Consider the following 19505-nt stretch of genomic DNA (forward strand, 5'->3'; position numbering starts at 1 on the left):
ATGCTGTGAATTCTTTGAGGGCCGCGTTCGCGCGGAAAATCGGGGGACGACGTTATGCGTATCTGATCTGCGTGCGCGCAGAATATCATTCCCGCCGATGCGGCGGCGCGGCATGGATCAAGGATGTGATCCAAGCGATGGGCAAAAATCGATTGGTCAAAAATTGCGCAGCCCGATGCGCATCGCCCGAAAGGCCATCAGCCGGGCGTTTCGGTTTTTCTTATCCACAAATTCTGTGGATAAGAAAAACCAGCCCGGATACCGTCCCACCTACGAAGGGAGTAATTCCACCGGCACGCCATCGGGCACTTTGCGCATCCGATCGCGCTCAATCCGGGCCGGCGCAAAGCGCGTTTTGCGCGCAGCAGCATTTTGCAGCAGCACTGACAGCACCGAACCCTTATCCTGGATCCATCGCGTCTTGCCACGCAGCAGCTTGGCCGCGTTCTCCGCGGTGCCCAGCCGGTACGACATGGCGTTGATCTCGATCGAGGACTTGCCGTTGAACAGCGACTCGTCGATCTCGGTGATGGCGGCCGCGTCCAGGTTGTTGCTTTCGTGGTCGATGCGGTAGACGTACTTCAGGCTATGGAAGGGGTCTTCCACGACGATGAGTTTTTCCGACCCGGACACGTCGGACATCATGCCGATCACGCGCGACTCGACCATCTGGTTGCCGCGTTGTTCTTCGGTGTAAATGAAAATGCTGTGCCGCACGGGGGCGGACTGGGCCGGCGCGGCCCCTACAAGGCGAGAACGATCCATACCTGAACGAAAAGAAGCGGGGAGGGGGCGCAAAGGCCCCCGGAGATGCGCATGATACCAATTGTTTCAGGTGTGTGCTGTAACAACTGACGTTGGCGGCCCCCGCCTGCGGGAAATCAGCCGCGCGTGCCCAGCTTTTCGCGGCGCTGGCGGACGGCCAGGGCCAGGGCGTCAAGCACGGGCTCGGTCTGCGTCCAGCCCAGGCAGGCGTCGGTGATGGAAACGCCGTGACGCAGCGGCTCGCCGGGCTTGAGGTCCTGGCGGCCTTCTTCAAGATGGCTTTCGATCATGACGCCCGTGATGCGGCTGTCGCCTTGGGCCAGCTGGGCGGCGATGTCGTTGGCCACGTCGATCTGGCGCAGGTGCGACTTGTTGGAGTTGGCGTGCGAGCAGTCGATCATGACCTGTTCGCGCTGGCCTGCCTTGCGCAGGGCGTCGCAACAGGCTTGCACGCTGGCGGCGTCGTAGTTCGGGCCTTGCTTGCCGCCGCGCAGGATCACGTGGGTGTCCTGGTTGCCGCGGGTTTCGAAGATGGCTGCCATGCCCATCTTGGTCATGCCCATGAACGCGTGCTTGGCGCTGGCGGCGACCATCGCGTCGGCAGCGATCTGCACGCCGCCGTCGGTGCCGTTCTTGAAGCCCAGCGGGCAGCTCAGGCCGGAGCTCAACTGGCGGTGGCTGGGGCTTTCCGTGGTGCGCGCGCCGATGGCGCCCCACGCGATCAGGTCGGCGATGTATTGCGGGCTGAGCAGGTCGAGGAATTCCGTGGCGATGGGCAGACCCAGGCCGCCGATGTCGAGCAGCAACTCGCGGGCGCGGCGCAGGCCTTCGTTGATGCGGAAACTGCCGTCCAGGCGCGGGTCGTTGATGTAGCCCTTCCAGCCGACGGTGGTGCGGGGCTTCTCGAAGTACACGCGCATGACGATCAGCAGGTCCTTCTTGTGCTCATCGGCGGCGATGCGCAGCTTGCGCGCGTATTCCATCGCTTGCGCGTGGTCGTGAATGGAGCACGGGCCCACCACCAGCACCAGCCGGTCGTCGCGGCCATGCAGCACGTCGGCGATCTGCGCGCGGCTTTGCTCGACGAGGTTCTGGATGCTGGCCGACACCGGCAGTTCATCCTGCAGCAGCGCGGGTGAAATCAGCGGGCGCACGGCGCTGATGCGGGTGTCGTCGGTGCGCGTGTTGTCCTGGGTGGCGTCGGCGGCGCCGACCTCGCGGTCGTGCAGGGGATCATCAATGCGGGTCAAGGGAAGCTCCGTGCCGGTAAATGCGGGAAAGTCCGCCATTATCGCACCCGCGGACGGTGGAGGCGGATGGGTGGTCTCGGCAAGCGAATTAACCCGTTATCGATAAAGACATGTTTTGCGTGGATGCCTTAGCATTGATTCACGCTCTCAGTTGGCCGGCGCAACCGGCTCGCGGCAGGCGCAGGCGGGGGCCGTGTGCGGCTTCTTTCCGTGTGTACAGGTCCAGGACGGTCAGCAATGCCAAAACCCGATGCCGGAGCGTCCCGACGGATTCTTCTCGTGGAAGATCACCCTGTCGAACGCGCCTACCTGCAGAACATGCTGCTGGCGTTGGGCTACCGCCGCGTGGCGGGCTTGGCAAGCAGCATCGAGGCGGTCGGCGCGATCACGCGTCAGTACCACGATGTGTTGATCAGCGACATCGTGATGGGCGAAGGCGACGGCACGCGCCTGCCCAACGACCTGCGCCGGCTGGTGGATGCGGGGCGTCTGAAAAGCATGCCGCCCATCATCTGGATCAGCAGCCTCAGCGACGAGCTGCTGCAGTCGCATGTCCGGCTGGCCCTGCAGGCCGGCTGCCCGTCGGCGCAGGCGCTGTCCAAGCCCGTGTCGCGCCTGGCGATGCAGCAGGCCATCAAGAATGCGCTGCACAGCATCGACGACGAATCCGCGTCGCCGGACAAACCCAAATCCGTGCGCCGCGAGGTCATGGAAGCGGCGCTGAGCCAGGCGCTGCTTTCCGGCAACGGCATGAGCGTGGTGCTGCAACCCCAGATCAGCCTGTCGACCGGGCGCGTGGTGGCGGCCGAGGCGCTGTCGCGCTGGGTCGACCCCAAGCTGGGCGCCATCTCCGCCGCCGACTTCGTGCCGGCGGCGCATCGGCTGGGCATGGACCGCATGCTGTTCAGCCGGGTCACCGACCGCGTGCTGAGCGTGCTACGCCAGATGCAGGACCTGGACATCGCCGTGCCGATCGCGATCAACGCCTCGGCGTCCACGCTGTGCTCGCGCGACCTGCCGGGCTTGCTGGAACAGAAGGTGGGGCAGGCGGGCCTGCCTGCCCGGCTGATCAAGGTCGAGCTTACTGAGGACGAGCCGGTGAACGACTGGCTGGCGCTGTCGTCGACATTGAACCTGTTGCGGGTGCGGGGTTTTGAATTGGCGATGGACGATTTCGGCGCGGGCATTGCGTCGATGCGCCTCTTTTCGGCCATGCCGTTCAACGAATTGAAGATCGACCGCGACTTCATCGTGCATATGCACCGCGAGCCCGCCTCGCGCGCCGTGGTGGCCGCAGCGATTGAAATGGGGCGGGTGCTGGGCCGGCGCGTGGTGGCCGAAGGCGTCGAGCAGGAGCGCGATGTGCAACTCCTGAGCGAACTGGGCTGCGATGTGGCGCAGGGCTACGGCATTTCCGTGCCCCTGGAACCCGATGCGTTCATCGAGTTCTGCCGCACGCACTGAGGGTCATGGGTTGAACGTCACAGACCGAACACGGCGATGTCACCCGGATAGTCGACCGAGAACTTCAGCACGGTCTCGCGCGACTTGCCCGGCTCCAGTTCCCATTCCCACACCAGCTTGCCGTCTTCTTCCCGCTTGATGTCGCGCTCGGACGGCGACAGCAGCTTGACCACGATTTTCTCGTTGCGCGAAATGGGCAGGCGGTCCGTGAAGGACACCTGTTCCTTCGTGGCCTTGTTGTTCTTGACGGTGATCTTGTACTCGTAGGTGACGCGCTTGCCGCTACCCGAAAATCCGGTGCTTTCGGTGTAGCGGTTCACCAGTTGGCGCTTGATGGAGATGCCATCGTCGGCGCCGAGGGCCAGTTCCAGTTTTTCGCCGGGCATCACCGCCTTCATGGCGCCCGACGCCACGAAGGCATCGTCCAGGAAGGTATTGAGCGGTCCCGCCAGGAAGGGAAAGTCGGTGTTGTTGCTGGCTTGCGCCGTCAGGTAGACGGTCTCGCGAAGACCCGGCGTGGACTGGTATTGCAAGGCGGCGGGCAGTTTGGCCGTGGCAATGGCGACGCGCTGCGTGGTGTTGTCCGACAGCAGCGTGGCGGGATTCTTGATCTGGAACGACGCACTGGTCGCGGCGTTCTGGACCTGGGCGGTCGAGACCTCGATGACTTCGGCCTCCGGCTCGGGCAGCACGGCGCTGTCTTCCATTGCGCTGGCGCGCGGCGCGCGCTTGGCATGCATCTCGGCCTGCACGGCGGCGGGAGCGGGCGCGGCGACGGGACGGGGCGGCGGGGGGGGCGCGGCCACGTCGATGATCCATGGGCGCAGCGTGGGCGCGCCGCCGCCCAGCGACGGCCGGGCGGTGGACAGCGTCAGCTTCACGTTCTTCCAGTCTTCGCCCGTGTTCTGGCGGATGACGCCAAAGTAGCCCAGATCGACATTGCGATCGGCCGGGCGCAGCCGTGCATCGTAGGCAGGCGTCCAGCGCGCGCCGGCCACTGCGTACGACAGCGCCAGATCCAGCTTGCCCGCCCGCGCCATGTTGACCCGCAACGTCACGGTCTTGGTGCGGCGGCCCGATTCGCCGCGCACAAGGCCAAGCTGGGTCTGCAGCGCCGTCATTTCGCGCTCCAGCTCGGTCTTCTGTTCGGCCACGCGCCGCAGGCCCGCCAGCGTGGTGGCCAGCGACTCGGCGCTGAGCGTCTGGATCGCCTTCAGTTCGTCCAGCGTGAGACGGGCGCCGTCCTTGGCCGGCTCCGTGGCCCCGCGCTGCATCATCAGGATGAGTTCGCGCTGGTTGTCCAGCACCGCAGCTTCGTCGTCCAGCGCGGCCTGGCGGCTGACCAGCTTGTCGATCTGCGCCTCGATCTGCCTTACGCGTTCGTTCGCGGTCGCGGCCTGATAGACGTCGCTGACCTTGACGTCGAGCAGCGTGGCCTGGCCGGTGCTTTTGGCGGACACCTGCAACGAGTTTTCCTGCAGCGACGCCGGCAGGTTTTCCAGCACCAGCTCGTGTTCGCCCGCGGCAAGCTCGCTGTTGGCGGCGCGGGTGACGACGGCGCGGTCCTGGTAGACGGTGACGGCGCCAATGGAGGAGGGCAGCGCGGCGGCGGCAGCCAGGCCAGGAATCGTTGCAAAAGCCAGAGCCAGAAGGGTACGTCTCACGGGAGCACCTTTATAAAGTTGAGCGCGGCTGACACCGCGTCTCCCACGGGGACGCATCGCCGGCAAGGGCGTGAGTCTAGCCCCGGCGCCGCCGGGACGGTTTACAGAAAATGACAAACGCGACAGGCGGATACGGGCTGCTGCGGGCCTTACTCGCGTTCGGGATGTGCCAGCCGGCGCAGCATGCCGACGGCGTTTTCCGCGGCCACCGATCGGTCATGGCGGCGATAGGCCATGTCCAGCAGCGCGTGCGGCGCATCGCCCTTGATTGGGCGGTACTCGATGCCTTGCGCGCCCATGTGGCGCATGGCGGCAGGCACGATGGAAATGCCCACGCCCGCCGCCACCAGGCTGACGATGGATGCCATCTGCGGCGCCTCCTGGATGACGCGCGGCGCGAACCCGGCACGCTGGCAGGCGGACTGGATGGCGTCGTACAGGCCCGCGCCGATGGGCCGGGGATAGAGGACAAAGTCCTCCTCGGCCAACGCCGAGATGGGGATGGCGCGCTTGCGGCTGAGCGGATGGTCGGGTGGCAGGGCGATCAGCATCGGCTCGTCCAGCACGCGTTCGGATTCGAATTCGGCGTCCAGGACGTAGGGCGGGCGCACGAAGGCGACATCCACCTCGCCGGCGCGCAGCCCGCGCAGCAGCGTGACGGTATTGCTTTCGGTCAGTGTGATGCGCACGTCCGGATAGCGGTCGCGGAAGGCGCGGATGGCGCGGGGCAAATAGGGATGGAATACAGCCGACGCCGTAAAGCCGACCGTGATGGCGCCACGTTCGCCGCGGCCCAGCCGCCGTGCCATATCGACGGCGCGGTCCGCGCTGGCCAGGATGGCGCGCGCGTCGTCCAGGAACTGGGCGCCGGCCTCGGTCAGCGCAATGCCCCGTGGCAGGCGCAGGAACAGCGGCGTGCCGATCTCGCGCTCGAGTTGCTGGATCTGCTGGCTGAGCGGCGGTTGGCCGATGCCAAGGCGGGCGGCCGCGCGCGTGAAGTGCAGTTCTTCGGCGACGGCGGTGAAGTAACGCAGGTGGCGCAATTCCATCGTTTTTAAATATGAGCTGGTCCGGTTTCATATATTGGACATATGCAGGGGAAAAGTCTACTTTGTCTTCACGGGCTCATGCCCGGCGTTTTTCGAGAATCCTGATGTCTACCCCTTCTGCAAGTCCCGCCACGAAACCCGGCGCCCCGGCTCCCGATTATCTGGCGCGCGGCACGCCGGGACTGCGCCGCGCCCAGTGGGCACTCTTCGCCGCCGGCTTTTCCACCTTTTCCCTGCTGTATTGCGTGCAGCCGCTGATGCCGTTGTTCACCCACGCGTTCAACGTATCGCCGGCCCAGAGCAGCCTGGTGCTGTCGCTGTGCACAGGGTTGCTGGCCATCGCCATCTTCTTCGTGGGCCTGTTTTCCGCCGCCTTGCCGCGCAAACGCGTCATGGCGTGGTCGCTGTTCGCGTCTGCCGTCCTCGGCACCATCGCGGCCGTCGCGCCGGACTGGCAAAGCCTCTTGGCGCTGCGTGCCCTGCAAGGCGTGGCGATGGGCGGGGTGCCAGCAGTGGCCATGGCGTACCTGGCTGAAGAGGTCGAGCCCGGCACGCTGGGCTTCGCGATGGGGCTGTACATCAGCGGCAGCGCGTTTGGCGGGCTGTCGGGGCGGGTCATAACCGGCCTGGTGTCCGACCATTTCGGATGGCGCGCGGCGATGGGCACGCTGGGACTGCTGGGCATCGTCGCGGCCATGCTGTTCGTGTGGCTCCTGCCGGCCTCGCGCCGCTTTACGCCGCGCCGCGGCCAGGGATGGGCGGGCGTCTGGGCGGATGTGCGCGAAGGCGCTAGCGCGCACCTGAAGAATGGGCCGCTGTGCGCGCTGTTCGCCATGGGCGGGCTGCTGATGGGCGCGTTCGTCGCGGTCTACAACTACGTGGGCTTTCGCCTGCTGCTGCCGCCGTTTTCGCTCAGCCAGACTTTCATCGGGTTCATCTTTGTCGTTTACCTGGTGGGCATCTTCGCCTCGACCTGGTTCGGCCGCCTGGCCGACCGGCACGGGCGCGGCGCGATGCTGGCCGCGGGCTCGGGCCTGGCGCTGGCGGGCTTGCTGCTGACGCTCTCCAATTCGCTACCCGTGCTGATCGCCGGGATCGTCGTCTTCACCTTCGGCTTTTTCGCGGCGCACGCCGTGGCTAGCGGCTGGGTCGGACAGATGGCGCGTGGCTACAAGGCGCTGGCCGCCTCGTTCTACCTTCTGGTCTATTACGTGGGATCAAGCGTGCTCGGGGCGCTCGGCGGCCAATTCTGGACGGCCGGCGGTTGGCACGGCGTGGCCGCGATGGCGGGTGGGCTGCTGGCGGCCGCACTGGTGATCAGCGCGGGCCTTGCGTGGCGCACGGGACGGCGGCATGCCACGGCCGGCGCCGCCGGTCCCGCCTGATCGCGCCCTTTTTCCCCAGGAAGGGTAGCGTCGCGTTACGGAGGGTTGCGCCACGTGTGCTTCTATCGCGATACATTCTGTATTGCGATAGGGGGAACCATGCTGACCAAGCAAGACCGCGTGTCCCTGCCATGGACCGACACGCTAGCTCGTCTTGAAGACGAACGCATCATGCTGGAGCGCATTGCTGCCGGCGTACCGATCCGGCAGGTGCTGGAGCACGTGCTGCACGCCATCGAGGCGCAGTCGAGCGTGACGCTGCGCGCGTCCATCGCGCTGGTGGACGACGCAGGGACCGAATTGCGGCATGGCGCCGCACCCAGCCTGCCGGACGCGTTCAATGCCGCCGTGGATCGGGTGGCCATTGGGCCGATGGCTGCCTCGTGGGGCGCCGCGGCGCACTCGCGCACGCCCGTCTACACGGACGACATCGCCAACGATCCGCGGTGGGCGCGGTGGCGCGACCTTGCCTTGGCCAATGGCCTGCGCGCATGTTGGTCCACGCCAATCAAGGCGCCTGACGGGCGGCTGCTGGGCGTGTTCTCCAATTACTACGACGAAAGCCGGCTGCCGTCCGCGCAGGATATCGACGCGATCGCAATGGTCACGCGCAGCGCGGCGCTGGCAATCGAACGGCATCTGCTGGACGTCGCGCTGCGCCGCAGCGGCGAACGCTGGCGCGCGATGTTCGACGGCATGCAGGAAGCCTTTTTCCTGGCCGAAGCCCTGCGCGGCGAGGACGGCCGTATCGCGGACTTCCGCTTTCTAGAGGTCAACCCCGCTTTTGAACGCCAGAGCGGCATGCGCGAAGGCGACACGCTGGGCCACACGCTGCGGGAGATGATTCCCGGGGTGCCCAGTCAGATCCTGGATACGTTCGCGCAAGTCGTGGAAACGGGCGAGCCTACCCAGTTCGAGTTCGCGGTGCCGGCGCCCAAGGATGCCTGGTATGAGGCGCGGGCCCGCAAGGAAGGCCCCGATCGCGTGATGGCACTGTTTCTTGACGTCACCGCGCGCAAGGCCGCCGAGACCGAGCTGTGGGAAGGCCAGCATCGCAAGAATTTCCTGCTGGCGCTTGGCGACCGCATGCGTGAACTGCATCTGCAGCCTGCAATCGAGGAGACCGCCTGCGCGGGACTGGGCCAGCATCTGTCGCTGGGACTGGTTGCGGTCCTGGATTGGGCCGGTGATGGCGCGGCGCCGGTGGTGTCGACGAGCTGGCGGTCCGAGACCGACCTGGCGAGCCAGGACGCACTGGCCACGCAAGAGCTGGGAGAAGATTTCGTTGAAGCGGTGCGCAAGGGGCGCACGACCTATTTGCAGCCGCTGGTGGCGCAAGAGGGCGGCGACATCCGCCCGTCGGCCATCGTCGTGCCGATGCGCCGCTGGGCGCGGCAAGGCGGTGCGCTGTTGGTCCGCCCCTTGTCGAGCAGCCGGCTCAAGCCCGCGGATCTGGCGTTTATCGAGGAAGTCGCCGAACGGATGTGCGACGCCGTCGAGCGCTCGCAGTATGCGCGCATGCTGGAGCAGCGTGTCGAACACGCCATCGCCGAGCGCGACCGCATCTGGCGGATGTCTCCCGAGCTGCTGGCCGTGATCGACGGCCGGCGCCGGTTCGCCAGCGTGAATCCCGCCGTGCAATCCATTCTGGGATGGAGTCCCGATCAGTTCCTGTCGATGGGACTGGCCGAACTGATCCACCCGGATGACCTGGACGCCACGCGCGCCGCCTGGTCGCATCAGGGGCAGGCGGAGGGCGGGCAGCCCGCCCGCCACCTGGAAAACCGGGTCCTGCGCCGCGAGGGCGGCTACAGCTGGATCACGTGGAGCATGTCGTGGTCGCAGGACAGCCTGTACGTGGCGGGGCGGGACGATTCGGACTTGAAGGCGCAGGCCGAGGCGCTGGCCGACACCGAGAACGCGTTGCGCCAGGCGCAAAAAATGGAAGCGGTGGGACGCCTGACCGGCGGCATCGCGCACGATTTCAACAACATGCTCCAGGGCATTACGGGCGCGCTGTACCTCATTCAGCGCAAGTTGTCGGGCGGCGTGCCTGAACAGGCGCAGCGCTTCATCACGGTGGCCATGGACTCGGCGAACCGCGCGGCGCATCTGACGCAGCGGCTTCTCACTTTTTCGCGGCGCCAGCCGATCGATCCCAAGCCGTTCAGCGTCGAGGGCACGCTGCATTCCATGACGGATCTGTTCCATCGCTATACCGGCGAGGGCGTGAAACTGGTCTTCGATCTGGAGCCGGGCCTGTGGCCCGTCAACTGCGACAAGAACCAGTTCGAGAACGCGATGCTCAACCTGGTGATCAACGCCTGCGACTCGATGCCCAACGGCGGCATTTTGACTGTTGCGGCGGCAAATACGCATCTCGATGCGACGTCGCTGCGCCAGAGCCCGGGCGTCACACCGGGCGCCTTTGTCGAGGTCACTGTGTCGGACGTGGGGTGCGGGATGTCGCCCGATGTGCTGGCGCACGCGTTCGATCCATTTTTCACCACCAAGCCGCTGGGCGAAGGCACGGGGCTGGGCCTGTCCATGACCTATGGCTTTGCCAAGCAGGCGGGCGGCAGCGCCGTGCTGGAAAGCGCGGAGGGCGTCGGGACGTCGGTCCGGCTGTACTTGCCGCGGCATCAGGGCGTGCCGGAAATGGCGGCCGATACGCCGCGTGCGACGGGCACGCAGGCGGCGTCTGCCGGCCAGGCCTTCGTCATCGTCGTGGAAGACGACACGAACGTGCGCGAAATGGTACGCGAGTCGCTGGTCGACATGGGCCTGCATGTGTTGACGGCCGGCGACGGCGAGGCGGGTCTGGAGCTGGTGACGTCCACCCGCAACCTGAGCCTGCTGGTGACTGACGTGGGACTGCCCAACCTGAACGGCCGCCAACTGGCGGACGCGGCGCGCGTGGCGCACCCCGGCCTGCGTGTCCTGCTCATGACGGGCTATGCGGAAAGCGCGGCCAGCGCGGGCGGATTTCTCGAAGACGGGATGGAACTCATCGTCAAGCCGTTCTCGTTGGACGCGCTGGGTGAGCGAGTGCAGCGCATGCTGGAGCAGAGCGCAGGCCCGCAGCGCGCCAAGTAGGGGTCAAGTGTTTCAACGGCAGGTAAAAAATGCCCCGCATGACGGACTACTTCCGGGGGAGGAGAGGCAGCAGGGGTCAGGCACGGGGCTTGCGACTAGGTCTGGGCATTTCAACCAAGGAGCTCCGCTATGAAACACCGTGCCATGACTTGCGCGTTTGCTTTGATTGCCGGCCTCGCGACTGCCGGCGGCGCCTATGCCCAATCCACGGGCCGCAGCACCCCCCCGACCTCGCCGTCCACGACGCCGAATGACGGGGCTGCCGTGCCGCCGAACACCAAGGTGCCTCCGGGCCAGATTCCTCCTGCCCCGAACGCGGCGCCCAATACGGGCACCACGCCTCCGAACCTGGACAAGAGCGGTCACATGAAGTCCGACAAGAGCCATTCGGAAATGCCCAATCGCAAGCGCGAAGCCAATGACAATGTGCCGAATACCCCGGCCGGCGGCGCCTCGCCTCCTCCGGGATATCCGAACACGGGCGGCAGCAAGTAAGCAGCCCACGCAAAAAGGCTTCCGCGAGGAAGCCTTTTTTTATGGGACGTAGGGGCTGTGGGATCGGTGTCAGACACCCTTGGGGCGGCTTGGCAACTTGGCGGTTGCGTCTAACGGGTGTCAGACACCTTAGGTCCGAGGTGTCTGACACCCCCTGCGACGCTGTTACGCGCTGACGACGCTGTGCCCGGGTGTCTGACACCGTCATCGGACGCCAATACCGCCACGCTTCAATGCTGGCGGCGCAGTTCGGCCGGCGGCACGCGCAGCTGGCCGCGGTACTTGGACACCGTGCGGCGGGCAAGCAGAATGCCGTTGGACGCCAGTTGCTGCGTCAGCGCCACGTCGGAAAGCGGCATGGACGGGTCTTCGGCTTCAACCATTTCCTTGATCAACGCGCGGACTGCCGCGGCGGAACACGAGCCCCCCGATTCCGTGGCGAGCTCGCGCGAAAAGAAGTGGCGGAACTCAAAGACGCCGCGCGGGGTGGTCATGTATTTGCTGACCGTGGCGCGCGACACGGTGGATTCGTGCATGTTCAGGTCGTCGGCCACCTCGCGCAGCATGAGCGGGCGCAGCGCCACTTCGCCGTACTCAAAGAACATCTGCTGGCGCTTCACGATCGCCTCGGCCACCCGCTGGATGGTCGTATAGCGCTGCTCGACATTGCGCACCAGCCAGCGCGCCTCTTGCAGTTCCTGCGCCATGGGGCTGCGGTCGTCCAGCCGCGCGCGGCGGAAAAGGTCGGCGTAGGCGCTGTGCAAGCGCGCGCGCGGCATGGCGCTGCGGTTGGGCAGCACGCGCCAGCGTCCCTGCCATTTGTCGACAAACACATCCGGCACGACGTAGACCGGCGCATCGCCGCTGTAGCGGCCGCCGGGCTTGGGATCCAGGTGCCGGATGAGCGTGCAGGCGTCGCGCAGGTCGTCGTCCGAACACCCCAGCGCGCGGCGCAGGCCGGCGTAATCGTTCTTGCCCAGTCGCTCCAGATGATCCTGCACGATGCGCTGAGCCAGCGCCCGGATGCTTTCGTCTTCGTCGGGCAGCGCCGCCAGTTGCAGCGTCAGGCATTCGCGCAGGTCGCGCGCCGCGATGCCGGGCACATCCAGCTGCTGCACCAGGCGCAGGGCCGCCATCCATTCGCTTTCGTCGGGAATCGGGTTGATATCTTCATCGGCCGCAGTGCAGAGCGTGTCCAGCGGCGAGCGCAGGTAGCCGTCGTCGTCCAGCGCGTCTACGATGAATTCGGCCAGCAGGCGGTCGCGCGGCTGCAGATGGTAGTTGCCCAGTTCGAAGGACAGGCGATCGCGCATCGACACATTGGCGCAGGCCCATTGGCCCAGGTCGCTGTCCCCGCCGGACGGGGCGTGCGTGGGGTAGTCGCCGGAGTAGGCGGGCGCATCGGGCGGGGGCTCATCCACGTCCGGACTTTCCGAAGCCGCGACAGGCTCCGGCGCGGCCTGTCCATCGGTCTCAGTCATCTCGCCGCGCACGCCAGGCGCGGTCGAAGCCGCCTCGGGCTCCGACTCGTCCGGATCTTCAAGAAAGGGGTTGGTGGCCAGCGCGTGCTGCACGGCCGTCGTGAACTCCAACGCCGACATCTGAAGCAGCTTGACGGATTGTTGCAGACGCGGCGCCAGCGTCATTTGCTGGCGCAGGCGAAGTTCTTGCATCGGGTGGCCCAATCGAGTCTCCTGAAGGGGCAGCCGCCGGAAGGCGGCTCATTCCTCTTCTATACGCAAAGATCGTGCCAGCCTTGTGCGCGGGGCGAAGCCGCGTCGGGAACGCGGCATGCTGGGAGAGTATTACAAAGGGGGTGGTAAGAACTGCTCAGGCGGCCGCGCCGGGTTCGTCCTTTTCATAGACATCCAGGCGGTTGTATAGCGTCTTCAGACTGACGCCGAGCGTCTCGGCAGCCAGCCGTTTGTCGCCCGCATGATGCGCCAGCGTAGCCAGGATGAATTCGCGCTGGGCGCGCCCGAGCGGCATGCCCACGGGGAAGTTCAACGATCCTTCGCGCATCTGGGCCTGGTTGGGGCCTCGGTTGCGCGACAGCAGTTCGGCGTCCAGCTCGGTGTCGGCCATGATGTAGGCGCGCTGGATCACGTTGCGCAGCTCGCGGACATTGCCCGGCCAGTCGTGCGCCTTGATCGCTTCCAGCATGTGCGGGGAAAACGTCTTTTGCGTGCCGTGCTGGGCATTGAGCGTGTCCAGGAATTGCTTCGCCAGCAGCAGGGCATCGTCGCCGCGCTCGCGCAAGGGCGGTACGCGCAGCGGAATTACGAGCAGGCGGTGCAGGAAATCCTGGCGCAGCCGGCCGTCCGCGACCGAGGCGGCCGGATCCCGGTTGCTGGCACAGATGACACGCACATTGGCGCGCAACACGTCCGTGCCGCCCACGCGCTGATACGTACCCACTTCCAGCACGCGCAGGAAATGCACCTGCATGTCCGGCGGCATTTCCGTGACTTCGTCCAGGAACAAGGTGCCGCCGCTGGCAAACTCGAAATAGCCGGCATTCTGGGATACGGCACCGGTGAAGCTGCCTTTCTCGTGGCCGAAGAGTTCCGCATGCGCCAACGATCCGCTGATCGCGCCGCAATTGACCGCCACGAAGGGCTGGTCGCGGCGATCGCTCGCATCGTGGATGGCGCGCGCGACAATTTCCTTACCCGCGCCACTTTCACCGATAATGAACACGCTTGCATCGGTGGCTGCGGCAAGGGAGATCTGACTCCCCAGCTTGCGCATTTGCGGCGACATGCCGCTGGTGTCTGCGAAAACGGAAGTGGGGGAAGGCGCGGTAGCGCGCGTAGCGGTATTTCGACTAGCCATACTTGATCCCTAGTCCCGGAAGCGGGCCTGCAGCTCCATCGTAGAGGGCCGGCTGCCGTCTGATTGCGACGAGTTGCAAGTATTGGAAAACGTTGGTCGAAACGGGCGAATATTTGCGCCGGCCGACCCCATAGTGACTATTCTCACAGTTATAGAAGGGATACGGAGATAGCATGCCTCACCTGCTGATCGTCGATGACGACGATGCGATACGGGAAACACTGGCCGAAATCGGCCGCGATAGCGGGTTTTCGGTGGCCCTGGCGGCCAGCGTCAAGGACGCCCTGATCCAGCTCGAACGGCAAGCGCCGGACCTGGTGCTGACGGACGTCCGGCTGCCGGGTGGCAGCGGCATGGACATCTTCAAGAACGTTGCCGCGAGCAGCGCCGAAGTGGTGGTGATGACCGGCCACGGTACTGTCGACAACGCCGTCCAGGCCTTGCGCCTGGGTGCGACCGACTATCTGGTCAAGCCGATCTGCATGGAGCGCCTGGAGGAAATCCTCAAGCGCATCATGATCAATTCGGGCGGCGAGATGCCCGGCACCCCATTCGAGGAACCGGGCCGTTTTGGCAAGCTGTTTGGCAAGTCTGAACGGATGCAGACGCTATACCGCCAGATCGGGCGCGTGGCGCCCACCACGGTCACCACCTTGCTGATTGGCGAAAGCGGCACCGGCAAGGAACTGGCCGCCCATGCCATCCACGAACTCAGTCCGCGCCGTCAGCGGCCGTTCATCGCGGTCAACTGCGGCGCAATTTCGCCCAACCTGATCGAAAGCGAAATGTTCGGCCACGAGCGCGGCAGCTTTACCGGCGCCGATCGCCAGCACAAGGGTTACTTCGAACGCGCGGACGGCGGCACGCTGTTCCTGGACGAAGTCACGGAGATGCCGCTCGACTTGCAGGTCAAGCTGCTGCGCGTGCTGGAAACCGGGCAGTTCATGCGCGTGGGCACCAATCGCGAGATCGCTTGCGACATTCGCGTGGTGGCCGCCACGAACCGAAATCCGGAACAGGCCGTGCAGGAAGGCAAGCTGCGCGAAGACTTGTATTACCGCTTGAGCGTATTCCCCATCGAGCTGCCGGCGCTGCGCGATCGCGGCAGCGACATCCAGTTTCTGGCTCAGCGCTTCCTGCAGACGCTCAACGAAGAGTCCGGCAAGACCAAGGCGTTTTCGCCTGAGGCGGCCGCGGCGCTCGAGCAATACGAATGGCCGGGCAACGTGCGCGAGTTGAAGAATTTTGTTCGTCGCGCGTTCATCATGGCGGATGGCGACGTGCTGGATCTGGACATGCTGGTGCCACATGTCTCGCCCGGTGGCGAGTCGGCTGGCGGCCAGGTCAGCGTGCCCGTCGGCGAGACGCTGGCCGAGGCCGACCGGCGTCTTATCCTGGCGACGCTTGAACGGTGCAACGGCGTCAAGAAGCAGGCGGCTGCCGTGCTGGGCATCAGTCCCAAGACGCTCTACAACCGTCTGGAGGAATACGCGGCAGCGGGCTATGCGCTGCCTGGCGAGAATCCCCGGACGGGCGGGCCGTCCCGGGAATCCGCTTAAGACCGCTTATTTGTTGTAGCGGGTCTTCAGGTCGGCCATGCAGGCGTCCTTGGCATTACCGGACATGGCATCGCACTTTTCCTTGCCGACTTTATAGTCGGCATCGTTGCGCGTCTTTGCCGCGTCATGCGAGGCCTCGGCCTTTTCCTTCGCGGCCTTGGTGTCTGCCTTGGCCTTGTCGCGCGTGGCTTCGGCCTGTTGCTGGCAGACGTCCTTCTGGTTGCCCTTCATGCCGTCGCATTGCTTCCTGTCCATCTTGTATTGGTTGTCGATCTGATCGTTCGTGCGAACGCCAGCGGTGCCAGTCTGCGCGGAGGCCTGGAACGCGAGGACCGAAAAGCAGAGGGCAAAAGCGGGGCAAATCGTTTTGGACAGCTTCATGACTGACTCCTTTGGAAAGTGGTCCGATAGTTGGCGGACCCGACAGGGGTCAGAGCAAGCGCCGTGCCCAGCGCCGTCAGGCACGGCGCTTGCGCGGGGTACGGCGGCCCGGCCGCCATTCTCGGCTGGGCGCGTTTCAAGGAGAGCATTCATGACGACCCCACACGAACAACAGCCCGGAAAGTCCAAGGCCAACACCCCGAAGGACGACACGGAAGCGTCGAACCAGAGCGGGCAATTCGGGGCTGACAAGCCGACCGATAAGGAAGAGCCCTTCAAGCGCGAATCGGACAAGGCGCCGAACACCAAAGGGGCCGAGTATGAAGAGGGCGGCCAGTATCCGGGCAAGCGTCCCGGAGGGAAGTGACGCCGTTGTCCCAGCGCCGGCAGTCCCGGCGGCGCGGTTTCGCGCCGCATAAACGGTACCAGCGGGGCACCGGGCGGGGCATATCGGGCGGGCGCCTTCGTTGAATGCGTTCAGCGGGGCGCTTCGTTCAGGTCATCGGCCAAGCGAAACAGCAGCACGACGCAGTACAACGCGGCGATGCCGATCAGGCCGTAGACGACGCGCGCCGCCGCAGCATGCGGCAGGATTTTTGCGATCACATCCAGATTGACGGCGGCGATCAAGCCGCTGTTCAAACCGCCCGCCACCACGGCGATCAGCGCCGTCCAGTCCAGCGCGGACAGGCTGCACGTGGGGCTGTCGCGGCCATCGTCCGACACTGCCAGGGATACCGGCTGTGGCAACACGTCTGACAAGGGCTCCGGCTCATCGGGACCAGGACCGGCAAACAGCTCCTCGCTACGGGAAATTTCCATCGTCTTTCCTCATTGGGGCGGCGCGGGTCGTTCAGGGATCCGCGACGCCGATACGTAGGGGCTAGCCGCCGTTGCGGACCGGGTCGGGCGCATCGCGCGAGATGCCGGCCTCGTCCGCGTCCGTGATGCGATCGGTCGCGACGTCCGCGCCGTCGTCGTCCTCGAAGTCCGGTTCCACGCTTTCGCGTTCGCCGGTGGCCTGGGAATCGCTGTCGGTGTGCCGGCGGTCGAACGGCAGGTCGCTGGCGGAATCCGAGGAGTCACTGGGACCCAGATCGGGTCGGCCGCTGTCGTCGGGGTTCAGATCAGTGTCGGGAATACGGGGCATGGCAATCTCCGGATAGGACGGGGTGCGGATACGGAACGGCGCGAGGACGCCGCATGTGGTCGCGGATTGGCAGCAAGCGCCATGCCGAAGGCGCGGATCAACGGGGCGAGTCGGACGGGGTAGGAGCAGGGCAGGTATGGAAGTTGCTCCTGATGGGTGAATTTTCTACCGGGAGATTGTCATGTCCTTGATTGTCGCTGCACGGTTCCAGACCTTCGACGAAGCCACGCTGGCCGCCCAGAAGCTGTTTGCCGAGGGCTATACCGAGGACGACATCCACACGTTCTACGTCAGCATCGCCGGCGAGCACGGGCGCTTTCCGCTTGGCGGCGACCGCGTCGCGGACCCGGACGCCAAAGGCGGGCATTTCGGTGCGGTCGCCGGCGCGTCGCTATTGGGTCTGGTGTTTGCCTTGGTGGCGGGAGTGATCGCCGCGCAATTTGCCGCGTCGATCTTCATCACCATTGCGGCGGCCGGCGTGGGCGCCTATATCGGGGCGCTGGCGGGCGCCATGTGGGTGATCGGCCGCAAGAAGCGCGTGCGCACGGCGCCCGGCGAGCCCGAGAAATCCCACCCGCCGGTACGCCAGGCTGGTGTGATGCTGGCGCTGCATGTGGACATCGGCCACGAACAGCAGGCGCGCCAGCTTCTGCGCGAGGCGGGCGGCACGGATATCGAGCGGGCGAATGGCCGTTGGCAAGACGGCAAGTGGCAGGACTTTGATCCGCTGGATCCGCCGCGCCGCGTTGAAGCGCCCACGACCGCCAATTGAATGCCAATAGGCCCTCAGCACGGAGACATAACAATGAAGCCATTTTCAATTTCCTCGTTGGCGGCCGTCGCTGCGGCGCTCGTCCTGGCGGGCGCCGGCCCGCTGAGCCAAGCCGCCGAACTTGACGCGTCGGACGCGCGATTCCTGCAGGCGGCGTCGGGCGCCGGCATGTTCGAGGTGCAGGCGGCCGAGCTGGCCGGCAAGCGCGCGCAGGACGCGCAGGTGCGCGCCTTCGCGTCCAAGATGCTGGAACAGCACACTGCCGTGAACAAGGAACTGAAGGCGCTGGCCGCCGCGAAGAATGTGGCGTTGCCGGATCAACCGGCCGAGCCTGAGCGCGCCACGCTGCACGAACTGCGTGGCAAGACCGGCGCGGCGTTTGACCAGCTCTACATCCAGAAGGCGGCCGTGGATGCCCACGCCACCGCCAACCGCCTGTTCGAGACGGCCGCGAAGGAGTCGGAGGATGCGCAGGTGCGAGACTTTGCGGTACGCACCTTGCCGATGCTGAGCGACCACTATGCAATGAGCCGGGCGCTTCAGCGCGAACCCGCTGTCAATGGAGACCGGATCCATCCCGCTCCCAAGGGCGAGGCGCCGCCGGTGTCCCCGGCATCCCGATCCGCGCCGGCGTCGGTGGTGCCGGAAAAGTGACGTGCGTAGCGGGGCGCGGAGGGGCAGTGCGCGGCGCGCCCGCGCTCAGTCGCCCGCGCTGCCGGTGATGGGCAGCACGATGCCGGTGATGTAGCTAGAGCATTCAGGCGAAGCCAGAAAGACATAAGCCGGCGAGATTTCCTCGGGCTGCGCTGGGCGTTTGAAGTCCGTTTTTTCGCCAAACGACTTGATCTCTTCGGCGCTTCGGTCGGCCGGATTCAGCGGCGTCCACACGGGTCCAGGCGCCACCGCGTTCACGCGGATGCCTTGCTCGGCAAGATTGGCGGCCAGCGATCGGGTGAAGGCATGGATCGCCCCCTTGGTGGACGAATAGTCAAGCAGCTTGGCGCTGCCGTTCAGGCCTGTGACCGAGCCCGTGTTGATGATGGCGTCGCCCGCCTTCAGGTGTTCAAGCGCCGCGCGCGCCATGTAGAAATAGCCGGTGATGTTGGTGCGCAGCGTCTTGTCCCATTTCTCGTCGCTGATTTCCGGCAGCGTTTCGGTGTGCAGCTGGTAGGCGGCGTTGTTGACCAGGATGTCGAGTTTGCCGAAGTGCTTGGCGACCTGCGCCACCGCTTCGTTGCAAAAGGCCGCGTCCTGCACATCGCCCGGAATCAGCAGGCATTGGCGGCCCTCGGCTTGCACCGCGCGGCTGGTCTCCTTGGCATCTTCGTGTTCGTCCAGGTACAGCACCGCGACGTCGGCGCCCTCGCGGGCAAACAGAACCGCGACGGCGCGGCCGATGCCGGAGTCGCCACCGGTGATGATGGCAACCTTGTCCTGCAGTTTGCCGCTGCCTTTGTAGCCGGGCGCCTGGTACTGCGGTTTGAGCAGCATGTCGGCTTCAACGCCTGGCTGTTCGTCCAGATGCTGGCCCGGCATGGGCGGCGTGGGATGCGGGCGGTCGCCGGTCTGGGCGCTTTTGGGTGTGCTCATGTTTTCTCCCATTGGGCGGCGCGGGATGCGCCTTGCGCCCGGGAGTCAAG

The 19505-nt window shown here is 65.7% G+C and carries 18 protein-coding genes; 8 read left to right on the forward strand and 10 right to left on the reverse strand.

Annotated elements, in window-relative coordinates; all coding sequences use genetic code 11:
* Positions 1–270: 270 nt before the first annotated feature.
* Together ASD71_RS06090 and ASD71_RS06095 are read right to left on the reverse strand one after the other, a co-directional pair.
* Positions 271–765 (reverse strand): hypothetical protein, encoded by a 495-nt coding sequence (locus ASD71_RS06090; RefSeq protein ID WP_056561145.1) that lies wholly within the window; start codon positions 763–765, stop codon positions 271–273.
* 116 nt (positions 766–881) lie between these two features.
* Positions 882–2015: a 3-deoxy-7-phosphoheptulonate synthase gene (locus ASD71_RS06095; protein ID WP_056566474.1), complete on the reverse strand. Its 1134-nt coding sequence runs from the start codon at positions 2013–2015 to the stop codon at positions 882–884.
* Between the two features lie 237 nt (positions 2016–2252).
* Between ASD71_RS06095 and ASD71_RS06100 the strand changes: the two genes are divergently transcribed.
* Positions 2253–3479 carry an EAL domain-containing protein gene (locus ASD71_RS06100; protein ID WP_056561148.1) on the forward strand — a complete coding sequence of 409 codons (1227 nt, stop codon included), beginning with the start codon at positions 2253–2255 and terminating at the stop codon, positions 3477–3479.
* Between the two features lie 17 nt (positions 3480–3496).
* On the opposite strand, the gene ASD71_RS06105 is transcribed toward ASD71_RS06100, so the two are convergent.
* Positions 3497–5143, reverse strand: coding sequence for a mucoidy inhibitor MuiA family protein (locus tag ASD71_RS06105; RefSeq protein WP_056561152.1), 1647 nt, complete (start codon positions 5141–5143; stop codon positions 3497–3499).
* 149 nt (positions 5144–5292) lie between these two features.
* Positions 5293–6192, reverse strand: a complete 900-nt coding sequence (locus tag ASD71_RS06110) for a LysR family transcriptional regulator (RefSeq protein ID WP_056561155.1) — start codon at positions 6190–6192, stop codon at positions 5293–5295.
* Positions 6193–6296: 104 nt separating this feature from the next.
* Between ASD71_RS06110 and ASD71_RS06115 the strand changes: the two genes are divergently transcribed.
* The 3 genes from ASD71_RS06115 to ASD71_RS06125 all read left to right on the forward strand — a co-directional run bounded on the left by ASD71_RS06115 (position 6297) and on the right by ASD71_RS06125 (position 11168).
* A complete protein-coding gene (locus ASD71_RS06115; protein ID WP_056561158.1) occupies positions 6297–7577 on the forward strand; it encodes an MFS transporter in 1281 nt (426 codons plus the stop codon).
* 99 nt (positions 7578–7676) lie between these two features.
* Positions 7677–10673 (forward strand): GAF domain-containing protein, encoded by a 2997-nt coding sequence (locus ASD71_RS06120; protein WP_056561161.1) that lies wholly within the window; start codon positions 7677–7679, stop codon positions 10671–10673.
* Positions 10674–10802: 129 nt separating this feature from the next.
* Entirely contained in the window at positions 10803–11168 is a 366-nt protein-coding gene (locus ASD71_RS06125) for a hypothetical protein (RefSeq protein ID WP_056561164.1), read from the forward strand.
* Between the two features lie 230 nt (positions 11169–11398).
* Here ASD71_RS06125 and ASD71_RS06130 read toward each other — a convergent pair whose 3' ends face one another.
* Entirely contained in the window at positions 11399–12841 is a 1443-nt protein-coding gene (locus ASD71_RS06130; protein WP_056561166.1) for an RNA polymerase factor sigma-54, read from the reverse strand.
* Between the two features lie 157 nt (positions 12842–12998).
* On the reverse strand, positions 12999–13919 hold the full coding sequence (locus tag ASD71_RS06135) for a sigma-54-dependent Fis family transcriptional regulator (RefSeq protein ID WP_056566476.1): 921 nt from the start codon (positions 13917–13919) through the stop codon (positions 12999–13001).
* Positions 13920–14176: 257 nt separating this feature from the next.
* Between ASD71_RS06135 and ASD71_RS06140 the strand changes: the two genes are divergently transcribed.
* A complete protein-coding gene (locus ASD71_RS06140) occupies positions 14177–15562 on the forward strand; it encodes a sigma-54 dependent transcriptional regulator (RefSeq protein WP_056561168.1) in 1386 nt (461 codons plus the stop codon).
* 6 nt (positions 15563–15568) lie between these two features.
* On the opposite strand, the gene ASD71_RS06145 is transcribed toward ASD71_RS06140, so the two are convergent.
* Positions 15569–15943 carry a hypothetical protein gene (locus tag ASD71_RS06145; protein ID WP_056561170.1) on the reverse strand — a complete coding sequence of 125 codons (375 nt, stop codon included), beginning with the start codon at positions 15941–15943 and terminating at the stop codon, positions 15569–15571.
* Positions 15944–16094: 151 nt separating this feature from the next.
* Between ASD71_RS06145 and ASD71_RS06150 the strand changes: the two genes are divergently transcribed.
* Positions 16095–16310, forward strand: a complete 216-nt coding sequence (locus ASD71_RS06150; protein ID WP_056561172.1) for a hypothetical protein — start codon at positions 16095–16097, stop codon at positions 16308–16310.
* 110 nt (positions 16311–16420) lie between these two features.
* Here the strand turns inward: ASD71_RS06150 and ASD71_RS06155 are convergent, their stop codons facing one another.
* Together ASD71_RS06155 and ASD71_RS06160 are read right to left on the reverse strand one after the other, a co-directional pair.
* On the reverse strand, positions 16421–16765 hold the full coding sequence (locus tag ASD71_RS06155) for a DUF378 domain-containing protein (protein WP_082578806.1): 345 nt from the start codon (positions 16763–16765) through the stop codon (positions 16421–16423).
* Between the two features lie 61 nt (positions 16766–16826).
* Positions 16827–17093, reverse strand: a complete 267-nt coding sequence (locus ASD71_RS06160) for a hypothetical protein (protein WP_056561174.1) — start codon at positions 17091–17093, stop codon at positions 16827–16829.
* Between the two features lie 181 nt (positions 17094–17274).
* On the opposite strand from ASD71_RS06160, the gene ASD71_RS06165 reads away from it, so the two are divergent.
* Both ASD71_RS06165 and ASD71_RS06170 read left to right on the forward strand, forming a co-directional pair.
* Positions 17275–17865, forward strand: coding sequence for a hypothetical protein (locus tag ASD71_RS06165; RefSeq protein ID WP_056561176.1), 591 nt, complete (start codon positions 17275–17277; stop codon positions 17863–17865).
* 33 nt (positions 17866–17898) lie between these two features.
* The gene (locus ASD71_RS06170; protein WP_056561178.1) at positions 17899–18519 is read left to right on the forward strand and encodes a DUF4142 domain-containing protein; all 621 of its coding nucleotides are present in this window, start codon (positions 17899–17901) and stop codon (positions 18517–18519) included.
* 45 nt (positions 18520–18564) lie between these two features.
* On the opposite strand, the gene ASD71_RS06175 is transcribed toward ASD71_RS06170, so the two are convergent.
* Complete coding sequence (locus tag ASD71_RS06175; RefSeq protein ID WP_056561180.1) at positions 18565–19455, reverse strand: SDR family oxidoreductase; 891 nt, start codon at positions 19453–19455, stop codon at positions 18565–18567.
* Between the last annotated feature and the right edge of the window lie 50 nt (positions 19456–19505).

Origin of the sequence: Achromobacter sp. Root565, assembly GCF_001427425.1 — a bacterium.
Lineage (GTDB): Bacteria > Pseudomonadota > Gammaproteobacteria > Burkholderiales > Burkholderiaceae_B > Achromobacter > Achromobacter spanius_D.

Bases quoted from the DNA above. Each gene is read 5' to 3' on its own strand.
- ASD71_RS06090 (WP_056561145.1), bottom strand. From the start codon at position 765: ATGGATCGTTCTCGCCTTGTAGGGGCCGCGCCGGCCCAGTCCGCCCCC.
- ASD71_RS06100 (WP_056561148.1), top strand. From the start codon at position 2,253: ATGCCAAAACCCGATGCCGGAGCGTCCCGACGGATTCTTCTCGTGGAA.
- ASD71_RS06110 (WP_056561155.1), bottom strand. From the start codon at position 6,192: ATGGAATTGCGCCACCTGCGTTACTTCACCGCCGTCGCCGAAGAACTG.
- ASD71_RS06115 (WP_056561158.1), top strand. From the start codon at position 6,297: ATGTCTACCCCTTCTGCAAGTCCCGCCACGAAACCCGGCGCCCCGGCT.
- ASD71_RS06120 (WP_056561161.1), top strand. From the start codon at position 7,677: ATGCTGACCAAGCAAGACCGCGTGTCCCTGCCATGGACCGACACGCTA.
- ASD71_RS06125 (WP_056561164.1), top strand. From the start codon at position 10,803: ATGAAACACCGTGCCATGACTTGCGCGTTTGCTTTGATTGCCGGCCTC.
- ASD71_RS06130 (WP_056561166.1), bottom strand. From the start codon at position 12,841: ATGCAAGAACTTCGCCTGCGCCAGCAAATGACGCTGGCGCCGCGTCTG.
- ASD71_RS06135 (WP_056566476.1), bottom strand. From the start codon at position 13,919: ATGCGCAAGCTGGGGAGTCAGATCTCCCTTGCCGCAGCCACCGATGCA.
- ASD71_RS06140 (WP_056561168.1), top strand. From the start codon at position 14,177: ATGCCTCACCTGCTGATCGTCGATGACGACGATGCGATACGGGAAACA.
- ASD71_RS06145 (WP_056561170.1), bottom strand. From the start codon at position 15,943: ATGAAGCTGTCCAAAACGATTTGCCCCGCTTTTGCCCTCTGCTTTTCG.
- ASD71_RS06150 (WP_056561172.1), top strand. From the start codon at position 16,095: ATGACGACCCCACACGAACAACAGCCCGGAAAGTCCAAGGCCAACACC.
- ASD71_RS06155 (WP_082578806.1), bottom strand. From the start codon at position 16,765: ATGGAAATTTCCCGTAGCGAGGAGCTGTTTGCCGGTCCTGGTCCCGAT.
- ASD71_RS06160 (WP_056561174.1), bottom strand. From the start codon at position 17,093: ATGCCCCGTATTCCCGACACTGATCTGAACCCCGACGACAGCGGCCGA.
- ASD71_RS06165 (WP_056561176.1), top strand. From the start codon at position 17,275: ATGTCCTTGATTGTCGCTGCACGGTTCCAGACCTTCGACGAAGCCACG.
- ASD71_RS06170 (WP_056561178.1), top strand. From the start codon at position 17,899: ATGAAGCCATTTTCAATTTCCTCGTTGGCGGCCGTCGCTGCGGCGCTC.
- ASD71_RS06175 (WP_056561180.1), bottom strand. From the start codon at position 19,455: ATGAGCACACCCAAAAGCGCCCAGACCGGCGACCGCCCGCATCCCACG.